The sequence below is a fragment of the Cupriavidus sp. UBA2010 genome, assembly GCF_002335265.1.
Classification (GTDB): Bacteria; Pseudomonadota; Gammaproteobacteria; order Burkholderiales; family Burkholderiaceae; genus Cupriavidus; species Cupriavidus metallidurans.
This window is the reverse complement of record NZ_DDCI01000032.1, coordinates 161,886-176,618: the sequence shown is the minus strand read 5'-3', so window position 1 is coordinate 176,618 and position 14,733 is coordinate 161,886. Positions and strand designations below refer to the sequence as shown.

The 14,733-nt window shown below is 63.5% G+C and carries 17 protein-coding genes; 4 read left to right on the top strand and 13 right to left on the bottom strand.

Annotation, left to right across the window (positions count from 1 at the left end; all coding sequences use genetic code 11):
- Positions 1 to 2: 2 nt before the first annotated feature.
- The 7 genes from B2246_RS23300 to B2246_RS23270 form a co-directional block, all read right to left on the bottom strand.
- Positions 3 to 884 (bottom strand): branched-chain amino acid ABC transporter permease, encoded by an 882-nt coding sequence (locus B2246_RS23300; RefSeq protein ID WP_008641317.1) that lies wholly within the window; start codon positions 882 to 884, stop codon positions 3 to 5.
- Between the two features lie 2 nt (positions 885 to 886).
- Positions 887 to 1,642, bottom strand: a complete 756-nt coding sequence (locus tag B2246_RS23295; protein ID WP_008641316.1) for an ABC transporter ATP-binding protein — start codon at positions 1,640 to 1,642, stop codon at positions 887 to 889.
- A 1-nt stretch (position 1,643) separates the two neighbouring features.
- Positions 1,644 to 2,402, bottom strand: coding sequence for an ABC transporter ATP-binding protein (locus B2246_RS23290; protein ID WP_008641315.1), 759 nt, complete (start codon positions 2,400 to 2,402; stop codon positions 1,644 to 1,646).
- Between the two features lie 38 nt (positions 2,403 to 2,440).
- A complete protein-coding gene (locus B2246_RS23285) occupies positions 2,441 to 3,670 on the bottom strand; it encodes an ABC transporter substrate-binding protein (protein WP_008641314.1) in 1,230 nt (409 codons plus the stop codon).
- Between the two features lie 166 nt (positions 3,671 to 3,836).
- Positions 3,837 to 4,727: an NAD(P)-dependent oxidoreductase gene (locus B2246_RS23280; RefSeq protein WP_286881148.1), complete on the bottom strand. Its 891-nt coding sequence runs from the start codon at positions 4,725 to 4,727 to the stop codon at positions 3,837 to 3,839.
- 10 nt (positions 4,728 to 4,737) lie between these two features.
- On the bottom strand, positions 4,738 to 5,586 hold the full coding sequence (locus B2246_RS23275; protein WP_008641312.1) for an alpha/beta fold hydrolase: 849 nt from the start codon (positions 5,584 to 5,586) through the stop codon (positions 4,738 to 4,740).
- Positions 5,576 to 5,944 (bottom strand): hypothetical protein, encoded by a 369-nt coding sequence (locus tag B2246_RS23270; protein ID WP_008641311.1) that lies wholly within the window; start codon positions 5,942 to 5,944, stop codon positions 5,576 to 5,578. Before B2246_RS23270 ends, B2246_RS23275 begins: the two co-directional genes overlap by 11 nt.
- A gap of 349 nt (positions 5,945 to 6,293) precedes the next feature.
- Here B2246_RS23270 and B2246_RS23265 point away from each other — a divergent pair, with 349 nt between their 5' ends.
- The 3 genes from B2246_RS23265 to B2246_RS23255 all read left to right on the top strand — a co-directional run bounded on the left by B2246_RS23265 (position 6,294) and on the right by B2246_RS23255 (position 8,563).
- Entirely contained in the window at positions 6,294 to 7,448 is a 1,155-nt protein-coding gene (locus B2246_RS23265) for an acyl-CoA dehydrogenase family protein (protein ID WP_286881149.1), read from the top strand.
- A gap of 505 nt (positions 7,449 to 7,953) precedes the next feature.
- A complete protein-coding gene (locus tag B2246_RS23260; protein WP_035880870.1) occupies positions 7,954 to 8,205 on the top strand; it encodes a hypothetical protein in 252 nt (83 codons plus the stop codon).
- A 103-nt stretch (positions 8,206 to 8,308) separates the two neighbouring features.
- On the top strand, positions 8,309 to 8,563 hold the full coding sequence (locus B2246_RS23255; protein WP_008641308.1) for a hypothetical protein: 255 nt from the start codon (positions 8,309 to 8,311) through the stop codon (positions 8,561 to 8,563).
- A gap of 63 nt (positions 8,564 to 8,626) precedes the next feature.
- Here B2246_RS23255 and B2246_RS23250 read toward each other — a convergent pair whose 3' ends face one another.
- A complete protein-coding gene (locus B2246_RS23250; RefSeq protein ID WP_008641307.1) occupies positions 8,627 to 9,001 on the bottom strand; it encodes a hypothetical protein in 375 nt (124 codons plus the stop codon).
- Positions 9,002 to 9,102: 101 nt separating this feature from the next.
- Positions 9,103 to 9,390 carry a hypothetical protein gene (locus B2246_RS23245; RefSeq protein ID WP_008641306.1) on the bottom strand — a complete coding sequence of 96 codons (288 nt, stop codon included), beginning with the start codon at positions 9,388 to 9,390 and terminating at the stop codon, positions 9,103 to 9,105.
- A 294-nt stretch (positions 9,391 to 9,684) separates the two neighbouring features.
- On the opposite strand from B2246_RS23245, the gene B2246_RS23240 reads away from it, so the two are divergent.
- Positions 9,685 to 10,584, top strand: coding sequence for a lysophospholipid acyltransferase family protein (locus B2246_RS23240; RefSeq protein ID WP_035880865.1), 900 nt, complete (start codon positions 9,685 to 9,687; stop codon positions 10,582 to 10,584).
- Between the two features lie 69 nt (positions 10,585 to 10,653).
- Here B2246_RS23240 and B2246_RS23235 read toward each other — a convergent pair whose 3' ends face one another.
- The 4 genes from B2246_RS23235 to B2246_RS23220 all read right to left on the bottom strand — a co-directional run bounded on the left by B2246_RS23235 (position 10,654) and on the right by B2246_RS23220 (position 14,726).
- Positions 10,654 to 11,469 (bottom strand): crotonase/enoyl-CoA hydratase family protein, encoded by an 816-nt coding sequence (locus tag B2246_RS23235; RefSeq protein ID WP_008641304.1) that lies wholly within the window; start codon positions 11,467 to 11,469, stop codon positions 10,654 to 10,656.
- Positions 11,470 to 11,634: 165 nt separating this feature from the next.
- A complete protein-coding gene (locus B2246_RS23230) occupies positions 11,635 to 12,813 on the bottom strand; it encodes an acetyl-CoA C-acetyltransferase (RefSeq protein WP_286881152.1) in 1,179 nt (392 codons plus the stop codon).
- 76 nt (positions 12,814 to 12,889) lie between these two features.
- Positions 12,890 to 13,672 (bottom strand): SDR family NAD(P)-dependent oxidoreductase, encoded by a 783-nt coding sequence (locus B2246_RS23225; RefSeq protein ID WP_008641302.1) that lies wholly within the window; start codon positions 13,670 to 13,672, stop codon positions 12,890 to 12,892.
- 82 nt (positions 13,673 to 13,754) lie between these two features.
- Entirely contained in the window at positions 13,755 to 14,726 is a 972-nt protein-coding gene (locus B2246_RS23220) for an NAD(P)H-dependent flavin oxidoreductase (protein ID WP_008641294.1), read from the bottom strand.
- Between the last annotated feature and the right edge of the window lie 7 nt (positions 14,727 to 14,733).

Genomic DNA, 14,733 nt, shown 5'->3' with positions numbered 1-14,733 from the left:
GCTCACTCCTTCCCAAACAGACCCGAAGGCCGCAGGATCAGAACCAGAATCATCACGATGAAGATGACCACTGCCGACGCCTCCGGCCAGTACGCCCTTGTGACGCCTTCCACCAGACCCAGCAGCAGGCCCGTCAGGATCGACCCGAGGATCGAACCCATGCCACCGATGACGACAACCGCGAAGACGACGATGATCAGGCTGCTGCCCATGATCGGGCTCACCTGGTAGATGGGTGCTGCAAGCACGCCGGCAAATCCGGCCAGCGCGACGCCAAGGCCATAGGTCAGCGTCACCAGCACCGACACATTGATGCCGAAGGTACGGGCGATGGCGGGGTTCTCCGTCGCAGCCCGCAGGTAAGACCCCAGCCGGGTCCTCTCGATCAGCGCCCAGGTTGACAGGCAAACCGCCAGCGATATGACGATCACCCACACGCGGTACTTCGGCAAGCGCATGAAGCCCATGTCAAACGTGCCGGCGAACTGGGGCGGCGCAGAAAACGCCATGCCGGCAGCGCCGAACCAGTAGCGCGCCAACCCTTCGATGATGTAGGCAAGCCCCAGCGTGAGCAGGATGCCGAACACGTGATCGATCCTGTAAAGCCTGCGCAGCATCGTACGTTCGAGTGCGCAACCGACCGCGCCGATCAGCAATGGGACAATGATCAGCGAGTACCAGTAGCTCACGCCGAGCTTGTCCAGCAGCAGCCATGCCAGCAGCGCACCCAGCATGTAAATCGCGCCGTGCACGAAGTTCACGATGTTGAGCATGCCGAAGATCACGGCAAGCCCGAGACTGAGCACGGCGTAGAAGCAACCGTTGACCAGCCCCACGACAATCTGCCCCATCAGGACAGGAAACGGCAATCCGAAGATCTCCACGGTCAGACCCCTAGCAACTCTTTGAGTGTTTCCTGCCGCGAAGCGATCTCCTCCGCCGGAATATGCGCGACGACTTCGCCATGCTCGATCACATAGAGCCGGTCCGCGAGATCCGAGGCAAACTCGAAGTCCTGCTCGACCAGCACGATGGTGTAGCCACGCGTCTTCAGTGTCTCGATCACCTCGCCAAGCTTCTCCACGATGACCGGTGCCAGGCCCTCCGAGATCTCGTCGAGGAACAGGATGTCGGCGCCCGTGCGAAGGATGCGCGCCATGGCCAGCATCTGCTGCTCGCCACCGGAAAGGCGCGTACCCTGACTCTTGCGTCGCTCCGCCAGGTTCGGGAAGAGCGCATAGATCTCGTCAAGTGACATGCCACCGGGTTTCAGAACCGGCGGCAGCATCAGGTTCTCCTCACAGCTCAACGACGAGTAGATGGCCCGCTCTTCCGGGCAGTAGCCGACACCGAGGCGGGCAATCTGGTGGGTCTGCAGGGGCATGACATCCCGCCCCTGGATCCTGACTTCGCCTGCGCGACGGGACGTGAGGCCAAGAATGGCGCGCAAGGTGGAAGTACGCCCCGCGCCATTGCGGCCCAGCAGTGACACGCATTCGCCCTTGTGGACTTCGATGTCGATGCCGTGCAGCACATGGGATTCGCCATACCATGCCTGGAGACCTTTCGCCTCCAGCGCTAGGGTGTTCGTCAATGGACACTCCTGTTGATTCTTGTTGGGCGCGTGCACATCGGCCTGCATATCAGCGCCGCTTCTTGCGCCCCATGTACGCTTCGATGACGTGCTCATTCGCGGATACTTCGGCATAGGTGCCGCTGGCCAGCTCCTTGCCACGTGCCAGCACCGTGATGCGGTCGCTGATGCCGGCCACTACTTTCATGTTGTGCTCGACCATGACAACGGTGCGTCCCGTCGCGAATGACTTGACCAGTCGCATGATGTGTTCGACGTCCTCATGCCCCATGCCCTGCGTCGGCTCGTCCAGCAGGATGACGCGCGGGTCCAGTGCGATCGTGGTCGCCAGCTCCAGCGCGCGCTTCTGCCCATAGGCGATCTCGACGGCCAGCCGGTCCGCCAAAGCGTCCAGGCGAACCATCCGCAGGATCTCCATGGCACGGCCGTTGTACCGGTCGAGAGACCGGCGGGCACGCCAGAAGTTAGGGTTACCGCCGTCGCGCTTCTGCAGCGCGATGCGTACGTTCTGCAGCACGGTGAGATGACCAAACACCGCCGAGATCTGGAAGGACCGCACCATGCCAAGATTGGCGATCTGTGCGGAGGACTTGCCCGTGATCTCCTTGCCATCCAGGAAAACCTGCCCGCGTGACGGCGTGATGAAACTGGTCAGCAGGTTGAAGAAGGTCGTCTTCCCAGCGCCATTGGGGCCGATGATCGCGTGGATGTCTCCCCTGCGAACTGACAGGGAAACGTCGTCGACGGCCGTGAACCCGTTGAAGTCCCTGCCCAACGCGCGGGCTTCGAGAATGATGTCGTTCTGCATGTCGGAGCTGATGCCGGTAACCCCGGCATCCGAGAGAGTCACTTTCTGACCAGCGGGCACTTGCTTTCGGAGAGCGGCTGGAACGCCTTGTCACCAGGCACGGTTTCGAGCACGGTGTAGTAGTCCCACGGCGCCTTGGACTCCTGCGGCTTCTTCACCTGGACGAGATACATGTCGTGCACCATCTTGCCGTCCTCACGCACCTTGCCGTTCTTTGCGAAGGCGTCCTGGATTGGCATGGTCTTGAGCTGCTTCATCACATCGCTGACGTCATCCGACTTCGCTTTCTCGATCGCGCGGAGATAGTTCAGGGTCGCCGAGTATTGCCCGGCCTGCAGCGCAGTCGGCATACGCTTGGTTTTCTCGAAGAACTTGCGTGCGAACTTGCGTGACGCCTCGTCGAGATCCCAGTAGAACGACTCCGCAAACATCATTCCACCCGCATCCTTGAGGCCGATGCTGTTGACGTCCACGATGCTCATCAGCATGGCGACCGCCTGCTGGCCACCTTCCACGAGACCGAACTCCCTGCCTTGCTTGATCGCGTTCTGGAGGTCGAGGCCCGCGGTAGCGATGGCCACAGCGTTCGCCTTGCTGGCTTGCGCCTTCAGGATGTAGGAAGAGAAATCGCTACCGGGAAACGGGTAACGCGACGAGCCCAGCACCTTGCCACCGGCAGCCTCGATGAACTGCTTGCCATCGTTCTCCAGGGAATGGCCGAACGCATAGTCCGCAGTCAGGTAGTACCAGTTCTTCGCCCCCTTGCGGACGATGGACTGGGTGCCCACCTTGGCCAGCGCGTATGTGTCGTAGACCCACTGCAGGTTGGTCGGCGTGCAGTCTTCACTGGAGATGCGGACCGCGCCGGCACCGGTCACGATCGACATGCGGTGCTTCGTCTCGGCGATCTTCATCGCAGCAAGCGCCACCGCGCTATTGCCAAGCTCGGTGACGACATCCACCTTGTCACGATCGAACCACTCGCGTACCCGCGCCGAACCGACATCGGCCTTGTTCTGGTGATCGGCGCTCACCATCTGCACCGGATATCCGAGCACCTTGCCACCGAACTCCTCGATCGCGATCTCGGTTGCGACGATGGAGCCACGGCCCACGTTATCCATGAACGGGCCATTGACGTCGGTGAGCACGCCGATCTTGACCACGCCATCGGAAATACGCGCACCGGCGCCTTGCGCGCCAGCTTGCAAGGAAATGGCGGCAAGCGCGGCGGCGAGCCCCACCTTTGCGTATGGGAACCGTTTCATGGAGTCTCCTCTTTTCTTCTGGTTGGCTGTTTGGTGGCTGTCCTGGTGGACGTAGAAGCTGTTTCACAATGAAGCGAAGCGGTTCTGGCTAGGCGTGGGGCCGCAGACAGTACAAGTAGTACGGCAAGGCCCCACAACGACGCCAGAATCGTTCTGAAACGGCTTCTTAGAGCCGGATCGGGTCAATGCCGTTGGACTCGGCCCAGTAGTCAGTCATGCAGGAGGTGTCCTGGCCGTCCTTGCCCGCATGGCGCGCAAGCTGGAACATGCTGCGTGCGAGGTTGCCCATCGGCAGCGAGATCCCGGCGGACTGGGCGGCCTGGCAGGCCAGCGTCAAGTCCTTGAAACCGAGCGCGATGTCGAATCCCGGTGTCAGATCGTTGCCCAGCACCTTGACCGGCCACTTCTCCTTGAGCTGACCGTTCGACGCCGTCGTGCCCGTCAGCACGTCAAACGTCTTGCGCGTTTCCAGGCCCAGCGCGTTGGCCAGCACCAGCGCTTCCGAGTTGAGCTGGCAGTAGCAAAGCACCATGAGGTTGTTGATCAGCTTCATGCGCGTGCCCGCACCTGGCGCACCGCAGTGCAGGACCGTGGTGCCCATCTTGAGCAGTACCGGCTCAAGTTCGGCCAGGTCGGCCTGCTCGGCCCCGAGCATGAACAGGGACTCTCCGCGGTCGGCATGCGCTGCCAGGCGGCCAACCGGTGCATCGGCAAAGCGCACGCCCTTCTCGTTCGCGGCACGGCGCAGGTCATCGACCGTATCGGTGTCGATGGTGCTCAGTTCGACCAGAAAGGGGCCTTTGCGCAGCCCCGCGAGCACACCGGCTTCACCAAGGATCACCTCGCGCGCCTGCTTGGGGCCGGGCAGCATCGTGAACACGATGTCGACGGCGGCCGCCAATGCCCGCGCATCGGTCGCCCGTGTCGCCCCCTGCGCGACCAGTTTTTCCATGGGTGCCGGCTGGATGTCCAGCACTGTCAGGTCCGCGCCATTGCGCAGCAAATGAGAGGCCAAGGCAAAGCCCATGCGGCCAAGCCCGATGAATCCGACTTTCACGTTGTGTTCCTCAAAGAGATTGAATGCGTTGCAACACGGGAAGCAGATGGCTCATGAAGGCCTGCGGCGCTTCGCTCATCGGGAAGTGGCCGAGCCCCGGCATGATCGCCAGCTCGGCGCCGGGAATCAGACGTGCCAATTCCTGGCTGTCTTCGGGTGTGCAGGAGTAGTCGTACTCGCCGGTGAGCAGAAACAGGGGACACTTCGCGGTGTCGATCTTCTGGACTTTCCCGCGCAGATCGCCCTCCCCCTTGTAGAAGTACAGGTCGCCCTTGAAGATGCCCGGGCCGCCTTGCATGTAGTGCCACAGGGTTTCCCAGCGGTCACGGCTGTCCGCGCCCGGGCCGATCAGTCCCGAAACGATGCCGGCGCATACCTCCCCACCGTGCACATCGGGCCGATGCAACCAGTCCTGCTCGTAGTAGGGGTCGACGTGCGCGCCGGACTGCAGTCCGATCAGCGCCTTGAAACGTTCGGGGCACGCCAGCGCCAGATGCAACACCACGCGCCCGCCGATGGAACAGCCCATGACGATCGGCTGATGGATTTCCATCGCATCCATGAACGCCACGATGGTCTCGACGTACAGCTCGCTTGTCAGACGATATTCATGAGTCTCCCATCCGGCCGGTGGCGACGACTTGCCGTGGTACGGCAGGTCAAAGCAGATCACCTGATGGTGCTCGGTCAATGCCGGCGAATTGAGCAACTCGCGGTACTGGCGCGTGTCGCTGCCCGCGGTATGAAGGCAGAGCAGAGGCTGCCCCGAGCCCGCGGTCTCGTAGTAGACGCGGCACATGCGGCCGGCGATTTCAAGATTGATGTAGCCGCCGACGACGGCTTCCCGCTTAGCGCGCATGGAGCTGACTCCCGAGTTGACTGATCAGGTCCTTGAAATAGAGAAGGTTGCTCATGAAGATGGCCTGATCGCCTTCGATCCTGAGCGTCTTGAACCTGACCATGGCCATGAGGTCATGGAAGCGCGGCTGCGGTGTTGGCGCCCAGAACCGGTTCCAGTCGTCGTCGCCGGCCACGAGCGCGAAGGTCCAACGCGGCATGACATGCGGGCCCGGCCTGATCTGTGTCACGCGGCCATCGCGAATCGTGACGACGTAATCGGTCTCGCCCCTTCTGAGCAGAAAGCTCACGTTGACGTACCGCCCCCTGTACGCCAGCCAGTCGCTGGCACTCATGGTTGTCTGATGGGTATCGTTCATTGGTTTTGTCTCCTGCCCCGGATTCTCCACAGACCGAAAAGAAGGAACAACCGACAATTTGTCCGGAAGGGATGACCTTTGCTCATGTCTGCGATGCACAAAGTGCAGGACCGACAGGCGCGGCAGCGATCCCGCACGATGGAGCCCGCGCATCACACGACGGCCGTCAATCGGATTGAATTCGTCGGATGACGGCATGGTGCGTCATGCACGCCGCGCGGAGACCTTCCCGGATGTGGGGCTGGTATGAGTATTTGTTCGGGCTGCTGACGAAAGTCGAAGTTCTCAGGCTTCGGGGCCGCGGGCACCATTCCGACGTCACACATCCCGAACAGACGCAGGAACACACATGGATTTCAAGCTCAGCGAGGAACATCAGGCTTTCGCGGACTCGGTTGCCCGTTTTGCGCAGGACAAACTCAAGGATGGCGCGCTGGCCCGGGCGCATTCGCCCCACTACCCGTGGGACACGGCGGCGCTGCTCGCCGAGCAGGGGCTGCTGGGCATCGCCTTCTCCGAAGACGATGGCGGCCAGGGCGGCACGCTGATGCACGCGGTGCTGGCGATCGAGCAAATCGCGCTGGTTTGCCCCAGGAGCGCCGACATCGTCCAGGCTGGCAACTTCGGCCCGATCCGGACGTTCGTGGAATACGCATCGCCCGAACAGAAGGCGCGATACCTGCCGGATCTTCTGGCTGGCCGCAAGGTGGTCTCGCTGGGCATGAGTGAACCCGATGCCGGGTCCGCCGTAACCGAGTTGAAAACCAGCGCGCGCCTCGACGGCGACAGCTACGTCATCAACGGCAGCAAGGTTTTCTCCACGCACAGCCCCGACGCCGAGCTGTTCCTGATCTATGTTCGCTTCAGCCCGGGCGTCGGTGGCATCGGCTCCGTGCTGGTCGAGCGCGGCACGCCCGGCTTCCAGGTCGGCGAGCCATCATCGTTCATGAACGGCGAGCAGTGGTCGCAACTCTACTTCGATGATTGCCGTATCCCGGTGGAAAACGTGCTGCTCGGACCGGGCGGGTTCAAGAAGCAGATTTCGGGGTTCAACGTTGAGCGTCTGGGCAACTCGTCACGCGCGCTGGCGCTGGGACGCCACGCGTTCAACGTGGCCCGGGAACATGCGATGACCCGCAAGCAGTTCGGCCGAGAGCTCTGCGAATTCCAGGGTATTCAATGGAAGTTCGCGGATATGGCCATGAAGCTGGAGCAGGCGCAGATGATGCTGTACCGCGCCGCACTCGAAGGCGAGCACGGACTGCCGAGCGCGCAGAGCACGGCCATGGCCAAGCTGGCCTGCAACATGGCTGGCTGGGAGGTCTCTAACGAAGCGCTGCAGGTGATGGGCGGCATGGGCTTCAGCCAGGAATCTCTCGTGGAGTACTGCGTGCGGCGGACGCGCGGCTGGATGATCGCCGGCGGCTCCATCGAAATCCTGAAGAACCGCATCGCGGAAGGCGTCTTCGGCAGGACGTTCTCGCAGCGCCCGACCAACGGCTGACACTCGGCTGACACTCGGCGCTTGGCAAGCGGGGCCGGGGTGAATCCCGGCCTCCGTCATCCCCTTCGTGCGTGCGCTCTCCGCCACGCACGTGATCCGTGGCACGCGCAACTGGCGCGCCCACCGGCAGTCGACCACCATTGGTGGTATCATCGGCGCTCCCTGCCATACGCCGGCATCGCCCGGCGTCAAGGCTGCGGCCGCAAGACATCACATTCATAGAAGAACACGAGCGGCCTGTCGGGCGTACACCCGATTCATTCTGGGTGACAGACATCGCCCGCAAACTACCTGACCGGCGGCACGTCCGCTCCGCGACTGTCGCGCCTGTACTGGCGCCTCAGTCCGCGTAAGCACGGTCTACCTCACGCCAGTTTTCCGCCTGCGCCTATGCGCGAAGCGGCACTGATTTATCCAATGGCTGTCGACAGCCGGCAAGCGCGCGCACATGTGAAGTGGCGACAGAAGAAGCTTGCCGGGCCGAGCGCCACTGAACAGGACCAATTTGAGTACGAGCACCACCCCATTTACCGTTTCCGTGTACCCGATCCAGCAAGAGCCGGGCGTATGGTTTGCCAACTACATGATCTCGGAGTACAGGAACGGCGCCGAGCGTGTCGTCGCCAACGTCTCCATGCGGCACGCCACGCATTGCTCGGAAGCCAAGGCCAAGCAGGCCGCCCGACAGGCGGGCAAGAGCGCCGCAGCCCGGCTGCAACGTTCCGCGCAACGACGCGCGCCATCGGGTCAGGCGTGACGCAAGGCCCACTCCGGGCACCCTCTCAACGGCGCGATGCCTGCCTTACGCAGGTGCCCGTGCTGCCCACCATCCAATCCGCATACAGGAGAGCAAGCAAGACATGCCAAACAACGAAGAATGGGAAGAACTCCACCTGACCCCGGCCGGATGGATTGCCGGCAGTTACCGGCACACGCCGTGGCAGCCGGTTGCCGTGACGCCACCGGATGCTGCCGTATTGACGGTACGCCGCCACGTGACCGCTACCTATGGCGGCCCATCGCGCGCCATCGAGGATCGCACGCCGCAAACGCAGGACATGGCACTGATCGAGTCATTGCTGACGCGTTACGGCAGCCCGGAATTCGGCATCTAAGCCAGCTGCGCCACAGGCGGTGGGACAATCCGCCGCCTGCGAATCACACACTCAAACTCACACTCAGCCCAGCGGACGATGCCGTAGCCCGCCCGTGGGCGCGCCCGCCCCAACGGGCCTGAGTTCGCCGTCCCAAGGCTCGGCGTCCAGATCCAGCGCGGTGTCGCCTTCCTTGGTTTTCTCGTAGAGGTGGTCCCGGACGGCCTGCCCGATCGCCAGGCGGCATAGTGCCTCCGAGTTCGCTGCAATCTCGCCCTGAAGCGATCCCGCTCCGGTCACCACACCGAACGAACGCCTGCCATCACCGACAAAGCTGGTGAATCTGACGCCCGTGGGCTGGGCCGCATCCGCAAAGCTAACGGCCACGTGATAGGCAATTCCCTTGCCCTGGCCGGGTAACGTGCACAGAAAACTGGATGGCGCGGCGGTGTTCGTCATGCCTGAGATGTCCTCATGAGCTACGTTATCGTTCGTCTGAATACGACGGGAAGCTAGGACTATACCCGGGTCAGTTGACAATGCCAGTGACAGTGAGGCAGTTACAGGGTAACAACGGACTGACCGGTCACTTCTCCGTTGATGATTTCCTCGGCATAGCGCAGCACGGCGCGCCGGGCGGCACCTACGTTGTCCCAGGGCGTTGTGTCCAGGTGAAACGTGCGGGCCTGCGTGCTATCGGGATGTGCGCCCTCGCGGCAGATCACCACCGCCGCGTTGAAGGACCGATCCGGCCTGGGCTCCCCCCAGGCACGCGCCCCGTCGGTATGTCTGTAGACTAGAGGGTAAATGTCATACCCTTTGTAAGTGGCAGTCGGGTAAGCATCCATAGCGTACTCCTAAGCTTTTGCGGTATCTATTGCTCACTCTACTCTTCTTGCGAGGCCAGGCGTGACCTAATTTCACCCTGCGCGGCATTTCGAAGCTGCTGACTTGACTTGCGTCGGCCAGGTCCGATCGAGTCGCCCCCCGGGATCCGTCCGTACGTCTTCACGGAGGGCGGCCCCTAACAATCCGGACAAGTATCTGCCCGAGTCTTCGTGTAGAAGAAATTTGTCCCGCGACACCCAATACTCAACCCCCGAGGAGTGACCATGCACCGAGATCAACCTCCGCCGCGGAGGGTGCTGTCCACTCTCATCCGGCTGATTGCCGCCGTGCCGCTACCGATTGCGCACGCTACAGGCCGCGCTCTGGGGCGGCTTGTCTATGCCCTCCCGGGACGGTACCGACAGCACGTTCAGCAGAATACCGCCCAGGCTGGCTTTTCCGACCCGGCATTTGCCCGCCAGGCCGCAGGCGAAACCGGCGCCATGATGATCGAACTGGCACGCGTGTGGTATCGCGGCCCGGCCTGTCGCGATCAGGTGATTTGCGATGACTGGACAGTGATCGAGCAGACCCTGGCGGAAGGTCGCGGACTCATCATGCTGACACCGCACCTTGGATGCTTTGAACTGGCAGCCCGTTATGCCGCGGAGCGCATCTCGCTGACAGTCATGTTCCGGCCACACCGCAAGCCGATATTGCGGGACCTGCTTGAATCGGTACGTGCCACCTCGAGCCTGAAGACGGTACCCGCGACTTCCCAAGGCGTGCGCGCCTTCGTCCGCGCGCTGCGTCAGGGCGAAGCGGTTGGGCTATTGCCCGATCAGGCGCCCAAGGGTGAAGGCGTGTGGGTACCGTTCTTTGGCCGCAAGGCCTATACGATAACGCTGCCAGGAAAGCTCGCAGCGCAAACAGGAGCGCCGCTGATCGTTGCCGCAGGCGAGCGCCTGCCCGGTGGGCGTGGCTGGCGCATGCACGTGAAGCGCCTGTCGGGACCATTGCCGCAGACCGCCGAAGCGCAGGCAGCATGGATCAACGCCGAATTGGAAGAGATGATCAGGCGCTTTCCGCTGCAGTACCTGTGGGGGTACAACCGCTTCAAGGTCCCGTCCGGCGCTCCGGCACCCGATTCAGCCGTTGTCCCGGAACACGACGCCTCCGTTATCCAGGGTCCGCCAGCACCTCTCGCCCCTTGATGTACCCGGAGGGCGTCCGCGCGCGGCCTGCCACAGCGGTAACGCGCCCCCAAGACAAGACTCAAGCCATCACGGCAGGAAACGTGGCGCCCGCTTCTCCATGTTGGCGCGTACCGCCTCCGTCTGGTTGGGCGCGCCGATCAGCGCGTCCTGCTCGACGGACTCGGCCTGGAGAATTGCCAGCGCGTCGCCATCCTCGGTGACGCGCATCAGGCGTTTGCCCGCACGGATCGCGTCCGGGCTCTTCATGGCGATCTCGCGTGCGACGGCCATTGCCGCGGCCCTTGGATCTTCACACACGCGCGTGGCCAGCCCCAGTTCCACGGCCTCGGTACCGCTGATGATGCGTCCTGTGTAGATCAGTTCGTTCAGCACATCTGGCCGCACGAGCCCGCGCGTCAGCAACATGCCGCCCATGTCCGGCACCAGGCCCCACTTGATCTCCATGATCGAAAGCTTGGCATCGGCCGTCACATAGCGCAGGTCCGCGCCCAGCGCCACCTGGAGCCCACCGCCAAAGGCAGCGCCATGCACCGCGGCGATCACCGGCACGGGCAGTTCGCGCCAGACCGTGCAGGCGTATTGCGGGTGATTCGACATGCCATGCGTGCGCGGCGTCAGCCGGCCACGCTTGAGCGAGGGGTCGGTCCCTTCGCCCAGACTAGCCATGCGGCCCATGTCCAGTCCCGCGCAGAACGCCTTGCCTTCACCGGAAATCACGACAGCGCGCAGACCCGGCATCTCGGCCAGTTGCCGGCCCGTGTCGACCAATGCGTCGAACATCGCCTGGTCCAGCGCGTTCATCTTGTCGGGACGATTCAGGCGGACTTCGGCCACGCCTTCCTCGATGGTTACAACGATACGTTGGGAGTTGTCAGCAGTCATTCCAAGGGCTTCTCATTGATACAGCATGTTGCAGCGGTCGCATCCCGGATTTCGGTGACTGGCTTCCAGGGCGCGCCGGACATGGCACCGCGGACCAAAAAAATCCCGTCGGACACGCTCCACGCGTGCACTCCGACGGGGCTTTGGAAAACGTGTGCCGCGCGGTCAGAGCCTTTCGACGATCGTGACGTTGGCCATGCCACCGCCCTCGCACATGGTCTGCAAGCCATAGCGCTTGCCGCGCTGATGCAGCGCATGGACCAGCGTCGTCATCAGCTTGGTTCCCGAGCCACCCAGCGGATGGCCCAGTGCGATCGCGCCGCCGTTGACGTTCAGGCGCTCCGCGTCGGCGCCCAGCGCCTGCAGCCAGGCCAGGGGGACCGGCGCGAACGCCTCGTTGACCTCGTAGAGATCGATATCGTCGATCCGCATGCCGGCCCGCTTCAGCGCGCGCTCGGTAGCGGGCAGCGGGGCCTCCAGCATGACCACCGGATCATGTCCGAGCACGCTCATATGGTGGATGCGTGCCAGCGGCTTGACGCCCAGCATCTTCAACCCGCGTTCGTTGACAACCATGACGCCGCTCGCACCGTCGCAGATCTGGCTGGCAGTGGCCGCCGTGACGCTACCGCCTTCGGCGATCAGCTTTACCGAGGCGATGCCATCCAGCGTCGCGTCGAAACGAATGCCTTCGTCGATGGTGTGGAACTCGCCGAGATCGCTGCCGTCATTCCTGCGCGCGGCCAGCGGCAGGATCTCCTGCTCGAAGCGCCCTGCCTTCGTGGCCGCGGCGGCGAGCTGATGGCTGCGCAGCGCATAGGCATCGAGCGCGGCCTTGTCGAGCTTGTACTTCTTCGCGATCATCTCCGCGCCGGTGAACTGGCTGAACTCCACGCCCGGATAGCGCGCCTGCATTTGCGGGCTGACATAGTGGCCCAGGCCGTTCTTTCGCGGCAGCGTGCTCGGGGTGCCCATCGGCACGCGGGACATGCTTTCCACGCCGGCGGCGATCACCACGTCCATGGTGCCCGACATCACGGCCTGCGCCGCGAAATGCAGCGCCTGCTGCGAAGATCCGCACTGGCGGTCGACCGAGGTAGCCGGCACCGATTCCGGCAGCTTCGAAGCCAAGACCGCGCCACGCGCGATGTTCGAGGACTGCTCGCCCGCCTGGCCGACGCAGCCCATGATGACGTCCTCCACCATGCTCGGGTCGGCCCCGCTGCGCTCGACAAGCGCGTTGAGCACCTGCCCCGCGAGGTCCGCGGGATGCCAGCCGGACAGGCGGCCATTGCGACGGCCGCCGGCGGTGCGGACGGCGGAAACGATATAGGCTTCGGACATGGTGTCTCCAGTGATGAGATGACAGGCTGGCGCCCGATCTACCGTCGGGCCGCCTCCCTGAAAGCAGGAATGCCGGTTAGCGCGCCGCCATGCGAATCGCGCCGTCCAGACGCACGGATTCGCCGTTGAAGTAGCGGTTGACGATCATGGTCTCGGCCAGTTGCGCATATTCGTCCGGATCGCCGAGCCGCTTCGGGAACGGCACCGACGCGGCCAGCGCGGACTTCACGTTGTCGGGCAGGCCCTGCATCAACGGCGTGTTGAACAGGCCAGGCATGATCGTGTTCACGCGGATGCCTTCGCTCATCAGGTCGCGTGCGATCGGCAGCGTCATGCCAGTGATCGCCGCCTTGGACGCACTGTAGGCCGCCTGGCCCATCTGCCCGTCCTCCGCCGCCACCGACGCCGTATTGATGATGGTGCCGCGTTCGCCGTCATCGAGCGGGTCCAGCGTCAGCATTCCGGCGGCGGACTTGGCAATGCAACTGAAGGTGCCCACCAGGTTGATCTGGATGATCCGGTTGAAGTTGGCCACAGGGAAGTGGCGGATTTCTCCCGTCGATTTGTCCCGGCCCGCCGTCTTGGCGGAGAAACCGGTGCCGGCACAGTTCACGAGCACGCGCTCCTGTCCATGTGCCGCGCGCGCCTTGGCAAATGCGGCGTCGACCTGCTCCTCGTTGGTCACGTCGACCTTGCAGAACACGCCACCAAGCTCGCGCGCCAGCGCTTCCCCCAGCTCCGCATTCAGATCGAACAGCGCCACCTTGACGCCGGCGCCGGCCAGGCGTCGCGCGGTGGCGGCACCCAGGCCGGAAGCGCCACCGGTGATGACCGCGGCAATGCTGGAATCGAGTTTCATTGCATATCCTTGCGTGAATGGAAGACTGCCGTCGCATCTGGCCAGCCGGCGACACATGCCACCGGCATCGGCCATGCGGGGTTCAGACGAAATACTTGCGCGTCGCTTCGATGCGGTTCTGACAATCGCTGACCATGCGCGAGATCAGTTCCGCGCAGGTCGGAATATCGTCGATCAGGCCAATGCACTGGCCGGCGCTGACCACGCCGTTGTCGACCTCGCCCGATTGCAGCGCCGCGCGGCCACGGGTACCGGTCACCAACGGACGGATGTCGTCGAACACGCAACCGCCGGGGCGCCGTTCCATGGACACCACTTCCTCGGCGATGGCGTTGCGGAAGACGCGCGCCGTGTTCTTCAGCGTGCGGAAGATCAGAGCGGTGTCACGCTCGGAACCATTGACCAGCGCCTGCTTGATGTTGTCGTGAATCGGCGCTTCCTTCGTCACGCAGAATCGCGTGCCCATGTTCACGCCCTCGGCGCCCAGCGCCAGCGCGGCGGCCATGCCACGTCCGTCCGCGATGCCGCCGGATGCGATCACCGGAATCTCCAGCGCCCGCGCGGCGGCGGGGATCAGCACCAGCCCGCCCACGTCATCTTCGCCGGGATGGCCGGCGCATTCGAGGCCGTCGATCGAAACAATGTCCACGCCATTGCGTTCGGCGGAGAGCGCATGTCGCACGGTAGTGCACTTGTGCACGATGGTCACGCCTGCCGCCTTGAAACGGGCGATGAAGTCCTTCGGGCTGTTACCTGCGGTCTCCACGATGCGCACGCCGCCATCGATGATCGCGTCCACGTACTCGGCATACGGCGGCGGATTGATCGACGGCAGGATGGTCAGGTTCACGCCGAAAGGACGATCGGTCATCTCGCGTGTGCGTGCGATTTCGTTGCGCAGGGCATCCGGCGTGGGTTGCGTCAGCGCGGTCAGGATGCCAAGGCCACCTGCATTGGAAACGGCCGAGGCCAGTTCGGCCAGACCTACCCACTGCATGCCGCCCTGGATGATCGGATAGTCGATGCCAAGCAAACGCGTGACGCGGGTTCGCATGGGATTG

Excerpts from the sequence above, each read along its gene's own strand:
- B2246_RS23275 (WP_008641312.1), bottom strand. The coding sequence starts at position 5,586 with ATGCGCGCTAAGCGGGAAGCCGTCGTCGGCGGCTACATCAATCTTGAA.
- B2246_RS23230 (WP_286881152.1), bottom strand. The coding sequence starts at position 12,813 with ATGTCCGAAGCCTATATCGTTTCCGCCGTCCGCACCGCCGGCGGCCGT.
- B2246_RS23255 (WP_008641308.1), top strand. The coding sequence starts at position 8,309 with ATGCCAAACAACGAAGAATGGGAAGAACTCCACCTGACCCCGGCCGGA.
- B2246_RS23285 (WP_008641314.1), bottom strand. The coding sequence starts at position 3,670 with ATGAAACGGTTCCCATACGCAAAGGTGGGGCTCGCCGCCGCGCTTGCC.
- B2246_RS23295 (WP_008641316.1), bottom strand. The coding sequence starts at position 1,642 with ATGCAGGCCGATGTGCACGCGCCCAACAAGAATCAACAGGAGTGTCCA.
- B2246_RS23250 (WP_008641307.1), bottom strand. The coding sequence starts at position 9,001 with ATGACGAACACCGCCGCGCCATCCAGTTTTCTGTGCACGTTACCCGGC.
- B2246_RS23220 (WP_008641294.1), bottom strand. The coding sequence starts at position 14,726 with ATGCGAACCCGCGTCACGCGTTTGCTTGGCATCGACTATCCGATCATC.
- B2246_RS23265 (WP_286881149.1), top strand. The coding sequence starts at position 6,294 with ATGGATTTCAAGCTCAGCGAGGAACATCAGGCTTTCGCGGACTCGGTT.
- B2246_RS23245 (WP_008641306.1), bottom strand. The coding sequence starts at position 9,390 with ATGGATGCTTACCCGACTGCCACTTACAAAGGGTATGACATTTACCCT.
- B2246_RS23225 (WP_008641302.1), bottom strand. The coding sequence starts at position 13,672 with ATGAAACTCGATTCCAGCATTGCCGCGGTCATCACCGGTGGCGCTTCC.
- B2246_RS23290 (WP_008641315.1), bottom strand. The coding sequence starts at position 2,402 with ATGCAGAACGACATCATTCTCGAAGCCCGCGCGTTGGGCAGGGACTTC.
- B2246_RS23235 (WP_008641304.1), bottom strand. The coding sequence starts at position 11,469 with ATGACTGCTGACAACTCCCAACGTATCGTTGTAACCATCGAGGAAGGC.
- B2246_RS23270 (WP_008641311.1), bottom strand. The coding sequence starts at position 5,944 with ATGAACGATACCCATCAGACAACCATGAGTGCCAGCGACTGGCTGGCG.